This window comes from Breoghania corrubedonensis (assembly GCF_003053845.1).
GTDB lineage: Bacteria > Pseudomonadota > Alphaproteobacteria > Rhizobiales > Stappiaceae > Breoghania > Breoghania corrubedonensis.
This window is the reverse complement of record NZ_QAYG01000004.1, coordinates 95,757-111,377: the sequence shown is the minus strand read 5'-3', so window position 1 is coordinate 111,377 and position 15,621 is coordinate 95,757. Positions and strand designations below refer to the sequence as shown.

Genomic DNA, 15,621 nt, shown 5'->3' with positions numbered 1-15,621 from the left:
ACGAGCCTCCTAACTTGCAGCCACGATGAGCAGCGCGACGAGCGCGCCAACGATGTAGAGGCAGTAGATCCGGAAATCCCCGCCCTGGATGACCTGGAACCGACGCCCGGCAACACCGACGCCACTGGCGATGGGGTTGACGAAGCGGTTGTCGGCCCAGGGCTCGTTGCGCCGTGCAAAGCACACGAAGCGTTCGTAGCCGCGGGTCAGGCACGCCCACACCGTCGAGACGGTCTTGCGGACTGCATAGAGGGGAGCGAAGAACATCCGGATCGGCTGCGCGAAGCTCTTGGCGGTCAGCGCCATGTGCACGTCGGGCAGGTAGCCGGTTGCCCAGGCCGCTTCCGTATGCCGCCGGGTGGCCCGCATCCGCGCATTGATGCCGTGGATGACGAGCGGCAGCATTGCCAGCGCGATCAGCAGGACCGCGATGAGCGGAGTGGAGAGCACGGTGCGTGCTCCTTCGCCCGGCATCAATGTGGCGCCGTCAGCGAACATGACCGCCGGAACGCCAAGGGTGGCGGAGGCGATGTTGCCCATGACAGGAGCGACGAGCGGGGCGAGCAGACCGAGAAGCACGCAGGCCGCGGCAAGGATCGCCATGCCGGCCACCATCGAGTGCGGAGCCTCGGTGGCGTTGCGGGCATTCTCGGAGCGTGCCGGACCGGAGAAGATCACGCCGTAGGCCTTGACGAAGCACATCACGGCAAGGGCGCCGGTGAGTGCCAGCATGACGGCGGCGATCGGGGTTGCGAAACGAACCAGGAACGAGCCTTCAAGCGCGCCTGCGAACAGGGCCTGATAGGTGTACCACTCCGACACGAAGCCGTTCAGCGGCGGGATCGCGGAGATGGCCAGCGCGCCGATCAGGAAGGAAAGCGCTGTCCACGGCATGGCCTTCGCCAGACCGCCCATGGCTTCCATGTCCTTGGTGTGGGTGCGGTAGATCACCGAGCCCGCGCCGAGGAACAGGAGCCCCTTGAAGACGGCGTGGTTGAGAAGGTGGTAGAGGCCGGCCATCAGGCCGAGAACCGCCAGCGTCGGATTGTTCATCGCGATGCCGATCATGCCGACGCCGACGCCGAGCAGGATGATGCCGATATTCTCCACCGAGTGGTAGGCGAGCAGCTTCTTGATGTCGTGCTCGGCCAGCGCGTAGATCACGCCCAGAACCGAGGAGACGGCGCCGAAGGCCAGGACGACAACGCCCCACCACAGCAGTTCCTGTCCGCCGAGCAGGTCGAGGCCAACCTTGATGATACCGAAGACGCCGATCTTGATCATGACGCCGGACATCAGGGCCGAAGCATGAGACGGCGCGGCCGGGTGGGCACGCGGCAACCAGATATGCAGTGGGATCATGCCCGCCTTGGCGCCGAAGCCGAGGAAGCCGAGCAGGAAGACGATGGAGGCGGTCGTCGGCGAAAGCGATGTTTCGCGGAAGGCAGCGAAGTCAAAGCTTCCCGCTGCATTGGCCATCAGGAAGAAGGCGGCCATGATCAGCACTGAGCCCGCATGGGCGACGAAGAAGTAGAGGAAGCCGGCACTCACCGCCTCGTCGTTCTGGTCGAAGATGACCAGAAAGTAGGAGGCAAGCGACATCATCTCGAAGAAGATGAGGAACCAGAAGGCGTTATCGGCCGCAACCACCAGCATCATCGAGGCGATGAAGATGTGCATGAAGAAGCCCATGCCGCCAACGCCGCGTCCTTCGTACTCGCGCATGTAGGCGAGGCCGTAGATCCAGGCGACGAGCGAGAGGAGGGAGATGACCGAGATCATCAACCCCGCCAGCGGATCGACCCTGAGAACGAAATGGGCGAAGGGGTAGGGGCCGGCGAGGTCGATGACGGCAGCCGGGCCGGATAGCGCGGAAAGGCCGGAGACGAGACCCGCGGCCGAAGCCACGATGCCTGCGCCACTGGCCGCACGAATGGCGGTGCTGTCGGAGTTTCTGACCAGAATGCTGGCAAGAGCACCGACGACCGACACGAGGATCGAAATCCAGAAGAAACTGAGCGGTGTCATGCCCCAGGTCCCTCCATAACGGGCTGAAGCCGCGGCTTGACCACCTGTGTGGCAGTCGTTTCGCGTTTGGTTGAATTGGCGTCATGCAGACCGTCGTCGCCAGCTATGTAGAGAGCGGCGGTGGGGCAGGATTTGACGCAAGCGGGACCGTCGTCGGAGAACGAACAGAGGTCGCATTTGACCGCGACGGTATGGACGCCGAGATCCCAGACGAGCAAGGGATCGAGCGCCTCTGAATATTGCGGAGCCTTTGTCATGATGCCTGCCACACCAGCGAGGCTGGTGCCGCTCGGGGTGATCGCCCCGAAGGGGCAGGCCAAGGCACACATCTTGCAGCCGACGCAGATCTTTTCGTCGAGCTGGATCGCACCATCGACATGTTGGATTGCGTCGACCGGGCAGACCCGGGCGCAAGGGGCGTCCTCACAATGGTGACACAGGATGGGGGCGGTTTGCTCCCATGTCTTGGTCACCTGTAGGCGTGGATGGGATTGCAGGCCCTCGCGCTTGTGCGCCTCCGTGCAGGCGGCCATGCAGGTGTTGCAGCCGATGCACTTGCTGGGCTCCGCGACTACGAAGCGGTTCATTGTTGTCTTCGCACCTCCGGATGCGCCAGCGACGTCCTTTACCAAGGCGCCGCCTGTCGAGCCGGGTGGCTCTGGTTTACTCGATAGCAAAAACTGATCGCCCAATAAAAAATAAGTATTAGTTTAGTGGAGAGGGGCGGTTCAGTCCTGTTCAGCAGTTGCAACCTAGCAGCATCCCGTTTTCGTAATTTGATATCGATCAATTGTCCAAAATAAATTGGGGTATATGAATTGTTCGCTGGAATACGGGTGATAGATACTTGTTATCGACCGATCTGAACATGAGTAATAGACGAATATATATTTTGGATCGGTCGATAAGGAGAACAAATCATCCCTTTGCCGGCACGGGGTGCGCGGCCCTCTGATCGTTGCGTTTTCGCGGTAGACGCGCGGCGCGACGGAGGTGGAGCCGGGTGAGCAAGCCCTTGAACTTGCGGCCTATGTCCGGGCGCGTTGCGCCTCCTCGGGCCCCCAGGACGATTATGGAAGGACGCCGGTCGGGCCGTGGCCTGTGCGCGTCCTTCGGGGACAGACGCATTCGGAAGGAATGAAAGCTGATGAATAGGTTCGTCGCTGCAGATCCGAGCAAGTGCATCGGCTGCCGCACTTGTGAGATCGCGTGCTCAATGGCGCACAATGGAGACGGGACGCCCGCGCCCCTGTCCGATGAAAACTTCAAGCCTCGCATTCGTGTCATCAAGACGGCGACCGTCACGACCGCCGTGATGTGTCACCACTGCGAGGACGCTCCTTGCCTGAATTCCTGCCCGGAAGGTGCGATCGTTTATCGCAACAATTCGGTTCAGATCGATCAGGAACGCTGCGTCGGATGCAAGAATTGCATGATGGCGTGTCCGTTCGGCGTGATGGATGTGATCACGGTGCCGGCGGTCAAGGAATTCGCCGGCGTGAAGATGACGACCGGCGTCAAGGCTCAGGCGCACAAGTGCGATCTGTGCACCGACCGCGAAGCCGGTCCTGCCTGCGTCGCATCGTGCCCGACGAATGCGCTGCATGTCGTCGACGAGGAGAGTGTCGAGAAATCTCTTGCTGATCTGCGCGCGCGCACCGCGGTTTCCTCGATCGCGGTCTAAGGGCAAACCAGATTAAAAGGTGAAATTATGGAAAAGCACATGTCCGTCTGCCCGTATTGCGGGACGGGATGTAAGTTCAATCTGCTGGTCGAGGGCGAAAAGATCGTTGGTGTGGAACCGCTCGACGGTATCACCAACGAAGGTCGGCTTTGCCTGAAGGGGCACTACGGCTTCGACTTCGTCAACGATACGAAAATCCTTACGCCGCGGCTGATGTACCCGATGTATCGCCGTTCGCGCGACAAGGATTTCGAGCGGATTACCTGGGACGAAGCGATCAAGATCGCGGCCACGAAGTTCTCCGAAATCAAGGAGAAGTATGGCCCGGATGCGATCATGACGACCGGTTCATCGCGCGGTTGCGGCAACGAGACGAACTTCGTCATGCAGAAGTTCACCCGCGCCGCCATCGGCACCAACAATGTCGACAACTGCGCTCGCGTCTGCCATGCGCCGTCCGTCGCCGGCCTTGCCGTGACGCTCGGCAACGGTGCCATGTCGAACTCCATTCAGGAGATCGGTGACACAGAATGCCTGTTGGTCTTCGGTTACAACGTCGCCGACAGCCACCCGGTCATTGCCCGGCGCGTCATCGAAGCCAAGGAAAAGGGCGCCAAGGTCATCGTCTGCGATCCCCGCAAGATCGAGACGGCGCGCCTTGCCGATCTGTACCTGCCGCTCAAGAACGGCTCGAACATGGCTCTGGTCAACGCCTTTGCCAATGTGCTGATCAATGAAGGCCTCTACGACAAGGACTTCGTTGCCAAGCACACGGAAGGATTCGACGAATACAAGAAGATCGTCTCCAAATACACGCCGGAATACGTTTCGGAAATCACCGGCCTTGATCCCGATGATATTCGCGAGGCGATGCGTATCTACGCTGCGGCTCCTTCCGCCACGATTCTGTGGGGCATGGGCGTCACGCAGTGGACGATGGGCGTCGATGTGGTGAAGGGCCTTTCGGGCCTGGCGCTGCTGACCGGCAACCTCGGCCGTCCGAATGTGGGCGTCGGCCCGGTCCGTGGCCAGAACAACGTGCAGGGTTCGTGCGATCTGGGTGTGCTTCCGAACGTCTTCCCGGGCTATCAGCCCGTCACGGACGCCAAGATCCGCGCCAAGTTCGCCAAGCGCTGGGGCGTGAAGGAGCTGCCCGACAAGATCGGTGCCATGGTCACCGACGTGCCGCATCTGGTGAAGGATGGCAAGCTCAAGGGCTACTACATCATGGGCGAAGACCCGGCTCAGACCGATCCGGATCTGACCTCGGTCCGCGAGTCGCTGGAAGGCATGGAGTTTGTCATCGTTCAGGACATCTTCATGACCAAGACGGCGATGTTCGCCGACCTGGTTCTGCCTGCGACGTCCTGGGGCGAACATGAAGGCGTCTTTACGGCCGCCGACCGTACGTTCCAGCGCTTTGAAGCGGCGGTGCCGCCGAAGGGCGAGTGCAAGCACGACTGGGAGATCATCTCCGAAATCTCCACGGCGATGGGCTATCCGATGCACTACGAGAACACCAAGGAGATCTGGGACGAGCTGCGTGAGCTGACCCCGATCTTCTACGGTGCCACTTACGAGAAAATGGAAGGCCTCGGCTACGTTCAGTGGCCGTGCACGGACCTTGATGACGCCCACGGAACCAAGTACCTCTACGAAGGTAACAAGTTCCAGCGGCCGAATGGCAAGGGCCTGCTCTATGCCTGCGAATGGCATCCGCCGATGGACCAGACGGACGACGATTTCCCGTTGGTTCTGTGCACGGTTCGCGAGGTGGGGCACTATTCCTGTCGTTCGATGACCGGCAACTGCTCGGCGTTGCAGACGCTGGCGGACGAGCCGGGCTTCGTGACGATCAACCCCGAAGATGCCAAGCGTCTCGGCATCAAGGACAAGGAACTCGTCTACGTCTCCTCGCGTCGCGGAAAGATCATCACCCGGGCGAAGCTCACGGAGCGCACCAACAAGGGTGCGGTCTACATGACCTACCAGTGGTGGATCGGTGCCTGTAACGAGCTTACCGGCGAGAGCTTCGACCCGACTTCCAAGACCCCGGAATACAAGTATTCCGCCGTCAAGCTGGAATCGATCGATGATCAGATCTGGGCCGAGAATCACGTCCAGGAACTCTATGCGACGCTGAAGGGCAACCTGAGCGGGGCGGTAGAAAACGCCTCCGTTCTGGCGGAGCAGGAGCCGGCCTAAGGTCTGAGGCCTGTCTGATCTGACGAAATGGTCGACCGCCCCGTCGCTTCGCCGACGTGGGCGGTCGTTCGTCAGAAGGCTTGCGTTACGTCGCAGATGACCGGCAAGTTTTGAATTTGCGAAAGGATTCGGTCTTGCAGAATGGTCACATCATGAAATTCTAGAAGCCGCAGAGCCTTTTTTCCGCCTTCAGCCGTCTCCGCTGAAGGGTGATAAGATGCTTCGAGACAGACGTCACAGGTCGGCCATGCACGAACTCACGATTTGCGAATCCCTTTTTCGTATCCTGGCGCGCGAACGCAAGGCGAGGGGCTTCGACCGGGTTCACAGGTTGAAGCTCGTGATCGGACGTTTCAGTTGCCTGGATCCCGAATCGTTGCGTTACGCTTTTGATGTCACGAGCAGACAGACTTTCGCGGAAGGGGCACTGCTGGAAATCGAGCAACCTCCCGGATTGTCGAAATGCCTTGATTGCGGTGCTCAGGTCGAGGTCGAGTCCCGCCTTTCCGCCTGCCCGCAATGTGGCGGGTACAATCTTGATCCGGTCGGCGGCGACGAGATGCAACTCGTGGAACTGGAAGTCGCATAGGCCGGCACTTTCCGGCAACCCTCGGGCCGAGGTCGCCGATCACCAAGTGAGTTACAACGGAGTGAGTCGCAACCGCTGAAGTCCCTTGACCTCCCTCAAAGGGCCTTCTCCATCAATGGGCCATACTCGAATAAGTGATTTAGTCGCTGTGGTCCTCCCCCAATCTGAAATGGTTCCGTATGGAAGAGAAACTTGAATTCCTGCTGGCTTTGGCCCGGGAAAAGCACTTCGGTCGGGCCGCGCAGGCATGTGGGGTATCCCAACCCAACCTTTCCGCGGCCATCAAGCAACTCGAAAACACACTCGGAATTCCGCTGGTCGACCGGGGATCTCGCTTTTTCGGCTTTACTGCGGAAGGACAGCGGGTTCTGGAATGGGCCCGCCGCATTGTCGGTGACATGAACGCCATGCGCTCCGATGTGGAGACGATGAAGCAGGGGGATGTCGGCCATCTTCGAATTGGGGCGATACCGACGGCGCTGCCTGTCATGGTCAAGCACACGTCTGCTCTATGGGCCGTTCATCCCGGAATCGAACTGACCATCTCGTCCCATACGTCGACGGACATTCTCGGGCGGATCGACAATCTGCAACTCGATGCCGGGATTACCTATCTCGACAACGAGCCGCTGGGGCGTGTCTACGAGGTCCCGCTCTACCGGGAGCGCTATCACCTGGTGACGTCCGCAGACGGGCCGTTCCGTGACCGGAAATCGGTGACATGGGATGAGGCTGCTAGCCTGCCGCTGTGCCTGCTTTCCCGCGACATGCAGAACCGTCGCATCATCGATCAGGTCTTCAGCGAGGCGGGAATCGACATCCACCCGAAACTGGAGTCGAACTCGATCGTCGTTATCGAGACGCACCTCGCCTCGGGCGTCTGGTCTACGATCATGCCGCATATAATGGTTGAAGCGCTCGATCTGCCGTCTTCAATCCGCGCCATTCCTTTGGTGGCACCGGAAGTTACACGTTTGATCGGCCTGGTCGTCGCGCAGCGCGATCCGCAACCGCCGCTGACCGCGGCGTTGATCGAAGAGGCGCGCAAGCTCGCGCCGAAACTGGCCGAAATGGCCTGAGCGGGATTGCTGGATACCCCCGCAAGCGCTTCTCCAATACAGCCCGCCGGCGAACGGCATTTCCAATGTTGTCGCCGAACGCTATCCGCATTCACAATCACGCTCGTTTTGTCGATACACCCTTGAGAAAAATCGCGACGCAGCGACGTATATGAAGGGCGCGTGCGTGGCCTCTGGGTATGGACGCGTGTTCCGGCATCGTCTTTACGAGAGTGCCAAAGACCATGTCCATCAGAATTTGCGCACAGGCCTGCGGGTCGTCTATGACGATCTCGCGCGCCTGGTGACGATCCGCCAGCCATCCGGACAATTCCGCCAGCGCGACCTCCGCCCCGTGCTGTCTGACGACTTCGCGCAGTTCCGGGCACCTTTCCGCTTCCGTACACACGATTTTCAGGATTTCCTCCGTTTCCGTCTCCTGTTCGGGCGAGAGGTCGATCCGGAACATGCGCTCTAGAGCGGCGGTGGCGGAGAGAATCTGGCCAGGATCAGGCAGCGTGAACATCTGCGCGCGAGACGTCTCGATGATCCCCGCGAACAGGTCGATCTTGCTCTGGTAGAGCCGGTAAAGCGTCCGTTTGGATATGCCGCACCGGGCGGCGATGTCGTCTGTCGTCGTTTTGCCGTAACCGCGGGTTAAAAAAAGATCTCTCGCCGCAGCAAGAATCTCGCGTCTTTGCAGGCAGTCGGATTTCACCTTTGGGCGCCCCCGAGAACGAAGAGGCTCAGAGGGCGGACGTTCTGACGTTAAGGCAGTGATTTTCGACACGGCTTTCCCACCCTACTGGTTCGGCATTGTCACTAAATGCCAGTCGTTGACATGGGTTGGTGGAGTGGCTAATGGGAAACTTCAGTTTTGTAAATAGGTGCGGCTTGCGTCAAAAAGCAAGTCTCTGTCTTCCTCGCCTTTGCCGCGCCCTTAACAAGGATCGGGTCGTGATCTCTTCTACAATCGGTTCGAAAATGCGTCGTCGACCCTTGATCGGCGCCGCGCTCGTGGGACTTGCGTGCCTCGGCCTTGCGGCCTGCGACGAGCAGAAGCAACAGGCCGAAAATGGTGCGCCGAAGGGGAAATACGAAGTCGGCGTCATCAAGCTGGAGCCACAGACGGTTGCGATAACCGCTGAGCTGCCGGGCCGCACGGCGGCGTCGCTCGTCGCCGAGGTGCGGCCGCAGGTTGGCGGCATTATCCTGAAGCGCCTGTTCAAGGAGGGGAGCGAGGTCCAAGAAGGGGACGTGCTCTATCAGATCGACCCGGCGAGTTATCAGGCAACCTTCGATTCCGCCAAGGCAGCCCTGCAGAATGCAGAAGCCGCGGTACCGAGTGCCCAGTCCAAGTACGATCGGTATGAGAATCTGGTCAAGCAGGACGCCGTCGCCAAGCAGGATTACGACGACGCACTGTCGAGCCTGCTGCAGGCGAAAGCTGAAGTCGCTGCGCAGAAGGCCAATGTCGAGACCGCCCGGATCAATCTCGATTATACCAAGGTGAAGGCTGCTATCTCGGGACGCGTGGACGCCTCGACCGTGACCGTGGGGGCCCTCGTGACGGCCGACCAGACCTCCGCCTTGACGACCATCCGCACGCTCGATCCAATCAACGTCGACGTCATTCAGTCGAGCACCAATCTCCTGCGGCTGGAACGCGCGGTGAAGGAAGGTCGCGTCAAGACCTCTGGCGACAATGTTGCAGTCAAGCTCCGGCTGGAAGACGGGTCCATTTACGACATGAACGGTTCCCTCGAGTTCCGCGAAAGTGTGATCGATGAGACCACCGGCACTTTCACGGTGCGTCTGCAGTTCCCCAATCCGGACCACCTCTTGCTGCCGGGCATGTATGTGCGCGGGATCATCGAGGAAGGTGTCGCGGAAGGCAGTTTCCTGGTGCCGCAAAGCCTGGTCGAGCACACGCCGGAAGGCGCCGCGACAGCGAAGTTCGTCAACAAGGATGGGAAGGTCGATGTTCGCACGCTTTCGGTCCAGCGCTCGGTTGGCAACAACTGGCTTGTCGATGGAGGTATCTCCGCAGGCGACCTGCTCATCGTGGAGGGGACATCCAAGGTCGCCGCAGGGCAGGAGGTGAAGACGCGAATGGTGGACGCCGCCGAGATCAATTCGTTGGGTTCGAGCGGCGCCGCCGCGACCGACGACGGCAGCGCTGCTGCCGCGAATAAAAACTGAGGGCCGCTTTATGTCGCGCTTCTTCATCGAGCGGCCGATCTTCGCCGCTGTGCTCGCGATCGTCGTGATGCTCGGCGGCCTTTTGGCGGTCTACTCGCTGCCAATCTCGCAGTACCCGCAAATCTCCCCGACAACGGTCAGCATATCCGCGACCTACACCGGCGCGGATGCGCAGACGGTCGAGAATACGGTCACCAAGGTGATCGAACAGGGCATGACCGGTATCGATTATCTCGACTACATGACGTCGACCTCGTCGCAGACCGGTAGCTCCTCGATCACGCTGACGTTCACGAACGAGGCCGACCCCGACGTCGCCCAGATGCAGGTGCAGAACAAACTGCAATTGGTGGAGAGCCAGCTTCCGACGGCTGTCACCAGTACGGGCGTCACCGTGACGAAGTCATCCGACAGCTTTCTGATGGTGATCGGCTTCGTCTCGAACGACGGTTCGTTGAACAATACGGATCTGTCCGACTGGGTCGACAGCAATCTCCAGGACCGTATCAGCCGGCTCGAAGGTGTCGGCTCGACACGCCTGTTTGGCGCGGAATACGCCATGCGCATATGGCTCGATCCGTCGAAGCTGCAAAAATATGCGCTTATGCCCAGCGACGTGACCTCTGCGATCACGGCGCAGAACACACAGGTTTCTGCCGGGCAACTGGGAGCTCGTCCCCAGCTCAACGGACAGCTCCTCAATGTGACCGTTACGGCGAAGAGCCGCCTCCAGACCATCTCCCAGTTCGAGAACATCATTTTGAAATCGTCGACGGACGGTTCGATGGTCCGTCTGAACGATGTGGCCCGCGTCGAAGTCGGTGCGAGCAGCTACAACACCTCTTCCAAGTACAATGGCAAGCCCGCCGCCGGCCTTGGTGTCTATCTAGCGACTGGCGCCAATGCGATCAGCACGGCGACGGCGGTCAAAAACGTCATCGCGGATGTTTCGCCGACGCTGCCGGCGGGGGTCGAAGTCGTCTATCCCTACGATACGACACCGTTTGTCGAGCTCTCGATTGAGGAAGTCGTCCGTACGCTCTTCGAGGCCATCATCCTCGTGTTCGTGGTGATGTTCGTCTTCCTTCAGAACTTCCGGGCAACGCTGATTCCGACGCTTGCCGTGCCGGTGGTTCTGCTCGGCACATTTGGGATGCTGGCTGTCTTCGGCTATTCGATCAACACGCTCACAATGTTCGCCATGGTGCTTGCAATCGGCCTTCTGGTCGATGACGCCATCGTCGTTGTCGAGAACGTTGAACGCGTGATGGAGGATGACGACGTCTCGCCGAAGCAGGCGACGATCATGTCGATGAAGGAGATTACCGGTGCGCTGGTCGGTATCGCGACGGTGCTCTCGGCGGTGTTTATTCCGATGGCCTTCTTCGGCGGGTCCGTCGGTGTGATCTACCGGCAGTTCTCCGTGACCATCGTCACCGCGATGTTGCTGTCTGTGCTGGTCGCGTTGATTCTGACCCCGGCGCTTTGTGCGACGCTCCTCAAACGCCCCAAGGAGGGCTCCAAGGAACGCGGAATCTTTGGTTTCTTCAATCGCAATTTCGATCGAACGACGCGCGGGTACCGTAATGGCGTTCGCGGCATGCTGCTGCGGCCGATCCCGTTCATCGTGCTCTTTGTCGCCATGGTTGGTGCGGCTGGAATGCTGTTCGGCAAGGTGCCGAGCGCCTTCATCCCGCAGGAAGACCAGGGCATCCTGATCGCCAGCATCCAGCTGCCGCAGGGCGCCACCTCGCCACAGACGGATGCCGTCATCGCGCGCGTCCGCAAGCACTTCCTTGAAGACGAGAGCGAATACGTCAAGGGCGTGATGAGCGTGGCCGGGTTCGGTTTCGGCGGCCAGGGTCAGAATGTCGGCCTGATGTTCATTCGGTTGAAGGATTTCGCCGAGCGAAATACCCCTCAATCATCTGCCAGCGCTATTGCAGGGCGGGCGATGGGGGTGTTTTCGCAATTCAAGGATTCGCAGGTCTTCGCGTTGTCGCCTCCCGCCATTCCGGGTTTTGGTGTCACGGGTGGCTTTGACCTCTATCTTCAGGACGCCAACGGGCAGGGCCATGAAAAGCTGGTCGCGGCCCGGAACGAGCTTCTGGGAAAGGCGGCGCAGAGCCCGCTTCTGGCCAATACCCGGCCCAATGGCATGGAGGATTCGGCGCAATATCACGTCGATATCGACGAGGAAAAGGCGAGTTCCTATTCGCTCTCGCTGTCTGATATCTACAATACGTTGTCGTCGGCCTGGGGGGGGACCTATGTCAACGACTTCATCTACGAGACCCGCATCAAGTCGGTATACGTGCAGGGCGATGCGAAGTATCGCATGCAGCCCGAGGACATCGACAAGTGGTATGTCCGCAACTCGGACAATGACATGGTTCCGTTCTCGGCCTTTGCGAAGGGGCGTTGGACTTTCGGGTCGCCACGGCTCGAACGCTTCAACGGGCTATCGGCTGTCGAGATCCAGGGCAGCCCGGGCGCCGGTGCCACGTCCGGTCTTGCAATGAACGAAATAGAGCGACTTATCAAAACCCTGCCGCAAGGCTACAGCTTTGAATGGGTGGGCCTGTCAGCGCAGGAACAGATCGCGGGCAATCAGGCAGTCTACCTCTATCTGATCTCCACGTTGGTCGTGTTCCTGGCTCTTGCCGCGCTCTATGAAAGCTGGAGTATTCCGTTTGCGGTCATGCTGACCGTGCCGATCGGCATTCTTGGTGCCCTTGTTGCGGCCTTGTTGTTCGATCAGTCGAATGACGTTTACTTCAAGGTCGGCATGCTCACCACCATCGGACTGGCGGCAAAGAATGCGATCCTGATCGTCGAATTCGCCATCGATTGGCAAAAGCGCGGCAAGGATCTCTTCTCGGCGACACTTGAAGCCGCACGTCAACGGTTGCGGCCGATCATCATGACCTCGCTCGCCTTCATCCTCGGCGTTACGCCGTTGGCGATCGCCAGTGGCGCCGGGTCAGGCAGCCAGAATGCCATCGGTATCGCCGTGATGGGCGGGATGATCGCCTCCACAGTGATTGGCGTGTTCTTCGCCCCGCTACTGTTCGTGCTTGTACGCAAGATCTTCCCGGGAAAGCACAAGGGCGATGCCGGCGACAGCGAGGGTAAGGAAGCTGCCGAAGGCGAAGGGGCCGAGGCCTGATCTTGTCGTGGTTGAACCGCCAACCAGGCGGCTCGATCCCCAAACCGAACCGTCGGGCGATTGTCTCTGTTGCCCGACGCGCAGGAAGAAGGCCGGGCGGCTTGTCGCCCGGCCTTCTTCCATTCAACTGTGCCGAAGTTCAGTTCGGCGCACCAAAACCATGGTCACGAAATCAGGTGAAACAAATGGTGCCCCTTGAGACACCTGCCGCGATCGTTGCGCTTGACGACGACGCTCTGACGGCGGATGAAGCGCTGCTGCGCCTCAACAACGCGCATGCAACGGAGTTGAGCTATCTGAATCTGGAAGAAATGCGGGCGCTTGTCGCTGGTGCCTTCGTAGCGGCGCGGATGGCGGCGGCAGATGCCTTTATCATCGCGTTTGACGAAACGGCGGACTATGACAGTCCCAATTTTCTTTGGTTCCGCAACCGCTTCGAGCGATTTGTTTACATCGACCGGATTTGCGTCGATCCTGCCCGACGGGGGCAGGGGATCGCGCGCCGGCTCTACACCCACGTCTTTGAGCGCGCGCGGGCCGCGGGCGCTGGTAGGGTCGTTTGCGAGATCAATGCTGAGCCGCCCAATCCAGTCTCCGACGCGTTTCACGCTGCGCTCGGGTTTGAAGAGGTCGGCTCGGCATTTCTTTCTGGCCGCGACAAGCGTGTGCGATACTTCGAACGCCGTATCTAGGGCATATTCCGATCAGATTTACCCAATCTGATCGACAAGAATATGCTCCAGCAAGCGCTCTATGGGGTGGCCCCATAAATGAGATTGGAATGACCGCGTCGGGCCGGATCCGCCCGTTCACTTCCGGATGACGATTTCCACGTCTTCCATACCGTATTGGCGAACCAGTCCGTAGAGCATCTTTGCGTTCTTGGGATCGAGACGTACGCACCCGTGCGACGCAGGTCGGCCAAGGCGGCGGATCGCATTGGTGCCGTGGACGGCCCAGCCCTTATGGAAGAAAACCGAATAGGGCATCGGTGCGTTGTCATACTTGCGAGAACGCCACATCTTGTGGATGCGGTACGGGCGGTATCGCCCCACCGGTGTGATGTAGCCGCGCCGAGCGGTTGAAACCTTCCACTGGTGCAGGAGAACGCCTGCGTTGTAGATGCTGAGCTGCTGGTCAGACAAATCTACGACCGCGACGATGCTCGGTCCATCGTAGGCCAGTCCGGCATTTGCTGTCGCATCGGCAGTTGCAGTGAAGCCGATGAACAGCCACATCGACAGGATTAGCTTGCGAAACATGAATGCCCCCACGCAAAAGTACATAACGTTGGGGAAGTATACCTGCCGACAGTAAATAAAAGTGTGACGAGTCACACGCTATCCGCTCGGGCACGCACCTCCTGCATTGAGGCACTTACGGACGGTCGCTATAACGGCACGAAGGAGATCAATCTCAAGCGCGGATATGCTGCGGCAGAGATCGTGCCATCAATCGTGGAAACGCAGGTTGCGAATCTTGGGATCGTCGCTTTCGCTGATCGGGCTGACCTTGCCATTGAACCGGATGCCGACTTCGCGGGGTGAGCGCCAGACGACTTCTGCGTCGATAACGGTGTTGTCGCCGCTGTTGAACAGCCTGATATTGTCGGGGACATCCCTGGCGCTGGCCACCTTCAGGCGCGCGCCTTCTTCCGAAAGATCGCGGATCATGCAGTCGATCAGCAGGGCGCTGCGACCGTAGACGATCTTGCCGCCCTGTAACATCCGTCTGCGGTGCGACTTGCGCCGGTCCGAGTAGTCCATCTTCCAACTCTTCCACGTACATTTCACGAGTGAGAATACGAACGGGAAGTGAATAGATGATTACAGGCCGTCCCGTATCCGCTGCCGTCTTGTGTCGAAACTCTCTTCCTGTGGTCCCGGTTGGGGATGGCGGGACGCGGGGAGCGCTGCATCTGGCGGATCTGGCGCGGACATTCAGCGCGAGAGCCGGCAATCCGTGCGGAGGTGTGTCCATCTTCCCTCCCGCAACTGCGCGCATTTTGCTATAGAGCGGGCAGGGACTGGTGGCCCGGCGATTGTGCGAGTGCTGCCCAGGAGGGAGACGACAATGGAAATCCTGATAATCGGCCTGGCGCTTTTTGTCGCCGCGCATCTGGTGCCGGCTCGTCCGGCCCTGCGAGCGGGACTTGTGGAGCGGCTGGGACCGGTAGGCTATCGAGCGGTTTTCGGTCTTGTCTCGCTCGCTGGTTTCGTTCTGATCGTTTACGGGTTCGGAATGGCGCGGGCGCAGGGCGTGCCGGTCCTCTACGATCCGCCGCCCTGGACGCGTCATATCGCGATGCTGCTCATGCTGTTTGCCTTCATTCTGATTCCTGCGGCTTACCTGCCGGGCCGGATAAAGGCGACAGTCAAGCATCCGATGATCACGGCGGTGAAGACCTGGGCGCTGGCGCATTTGCTGGTCAACGGTGACGCCGCCTCGCTTGTCCTTTTTCTGACCTTCCTTGCCTGGGGCGTTTACGACCGCATATCGCTCAAGCGCCGCCCCGCGCCAGAGTCGGTTCGCGGATCGATGCGAAACGACATCCTTGCCGTTGTCATAGGCGTCGTTCTTTATGCCGCATTCGTCTGGAAGCTTCATCTGTGGCTAATCGGTGTACCTATTCTCACCTGACAGCGTGTGAAGGCACCTGTCTGCGATGAATTGACTTAATCTGCAC

At 59.8% G+C, this 15,621-nt stretch carries 13 protein-coding genes; 8 read left to right on the top strand and 5 right to left on the bottom strand.

Annotated elements, in window-relative coordinates; genetic code table 11:
* Nucleotides 1-9: 9 nt before the first annotated feature.
* Both hyfB and C8N35_RS12715 read right to left on the bottom strand, forming a co-directional pair.
* Nucleotides 10-2,028 carry a hydrogenase 4 subunit B gene (gene hyfB / locus C8N35_RS12720; protein ID WP_107990088.1) on the bottom strand — a complete coding sequence of 673 codons (2,019 nt, stop codon included), beginning with the start codon at nt 2,026-2,028 and terminating at the stop codon, nt 10-12.
* Nucleotides 2,025-2,615, bottom strand: coding sequence for a 4Fe-4S dicluster domain-containing protein (locus C8N35_RS12715; RefSeq protein ID WP_107990087.1), 591 nt, complete (start codon nt 2,613-2,615; stop codon nt 2,025-2,027). The genes hyfB and C8N35_RS12715 overlap by 4 nt, the downstream gene beginning before the upstream one ends.
* A 560-nt stretch (nt 2,616-3,175) precedes the next feature.
* On the opposite strand from C8N35_RS12715, the gene C8N35_RS12710 reads away from it, so the two are divergent.
* From C8N35_RS12710 to C8N35_RS12695, 4 genes are all read left to right on the top strand, one after another.
* A complete protein-coding gene (locus tag C8N35_RS12710; protein WP_107990086.1) occupies nt 3,176-3,712 on the top strand; it encodes a 4Fe-4S dicluster domain-containing protein in 537 nt (178 codons plus the stop codon).
* 39 nt (nt 3,713-3,751) lie between these two features.
* Nucleotides 3,752-5,917, top strand: a complete 2,166-nt coding sequence (gene fdhF, locus C8N35_RS12705) for a formate dehydrogenase subunit alpha (protein ID WP_245926774.1) — start codon at nt 3,752-3,754, stop codon at nt 5,915-5,917.
* Nucleotides 5,918-6,134: 217 nt separating this feature from the next.
* Nucleotides 6,135-6,506, top strand: a complete 372-nt coding sequence (hypA, locus tag C8N35_RS12700; RefSeq protein ID WP_342753500.1) for a hydrogenase maturation nickel metallochaperone HypA — start codon at nt 6,135-6,137, stop codon at nt 6,504-6,506.
* Between the two features lie 179 nt (nt 6,507-6,685).
* Complete coding sequence (locus tag C8N35_RS12695; protein WP_107990083.1) at nt 6,686-7,585, top strand: LysR family transcriptional regulator; 900 nt, start codon at nt 6,686-6,688, stop codon at nt 7,583-7,585.
* A 97-nt stretch (nt 7,586-7,682) separates the two neighbouring features.
* Here C8N35_RS12695 and C8N35_RS12690 read toward each other — a convergent pair whose 3' ends face one another.
* Nucleotides 7,683-8,282, bottom strand: a complete 600-nt coding sequence (locus C8N35_RS12690) for a TetR/AcrR family transcriptional regulator (protein ID WP_170122093.1) — start codon at nt 8,280-8,282, stop codon at nt 7,683-7,685.
* A gap of 266 nt (nt 8,283-8,548) precedes the next feature.
* Between C8N35_RS12690 and C8N35_RS12685 the strand changes: the two genes are divergently transcribed.
* The 3 genes from C8N35_RS12685 to C8N35_RS12675 are packed head-to-tail and all read left to right on the top strand — an operon-like array spanning nt 8,549 to nt 13,627.
* Nucleotides 8,549-9,766, top strand: coding sequence for an efflux RND transporter periplasmic adaptor subunit (locus C8N35_RS12685; protein ID WP_107990081.1), 1,218 nt, complete (start codon nt 8,549-8,551; stop codon nt 9,764-9,766).
* A gap of 10 nt (nt 9,767-9,776) precedes the next feature.
* Nucleotides 9,777-12,935 carry an efflux RND transporter permease subunit gene (locus C8N35_RS12680; protein ID WP_107990080.1) on the top strand — a complete coding sequence of 1,053 codons (3,159 nt, stop codon included), beginning with the start codon at nt 9,777-9,779 and terminating at the stop codon, nt 12,933-12,935.
* Between the two features lie 2 nt (nt 12,936-12,937).
* The gene (locus C8N35_RS12675; RefSeq protein ID WP_342753499.1) at nt 12,938-13,627 is read left to right on the top strand and encodes a GNAT family N-acetyltransferase; all 690 of its coding nucleotides are present in this window, start codon (nt 12,938-12,940) and stop codon (nt 13,625-13,627) included.
* 117 nt (nt 13,628-13,744) lie between these two features.
* On the opposite strand, the gene C8N35_RS12670 is transcribed toward C8N35_RS12675, so the two are convergent.
* Together C8N35_RS12670 and C8N35_RS12665 are read right to left on the bottom strand one after the other, a co-directional pair.
* Entirely contained in the window at nt 13,745-14,197 is a 453-nt protein-coding gene (locus C8N35_RS12670) for a L,D-transpeptidase (protein ID WP_210203509.1), read from the bottom strand.
* Between the two features lie 189 nt (nt 14,198-14,386).
* Entirely contained in the window at nt 14,387-14,701 is a 315-nt protein-coding gene (locus C8N35_RS12665) for a PilZ domain-containing protein (RefSeq protein ID WP_107990077.1), read from the bottom strand.
* A 307-nt stretch (nt 14,702-15,008) separates the two neighbouring features.
* Here C8N35_RS12665 and C8N35_RS12660 point away from each other — a divergent pair, with 307 nt between their 5' ends.
* The gene (locus C8N35_RS12660) at nt 15,009-15,575 is read left to right on the top strand and encodes an NnrU family protein (protein ID WP_107990076.1); all 567 of its coding nucleotides are present in this window, start codon (nt 15,009-15,011) and stop codon (nt 15,573-15,575) included.
* Nucleotides 15,576-15,621 lie beyond the last annotated feature (46 nt).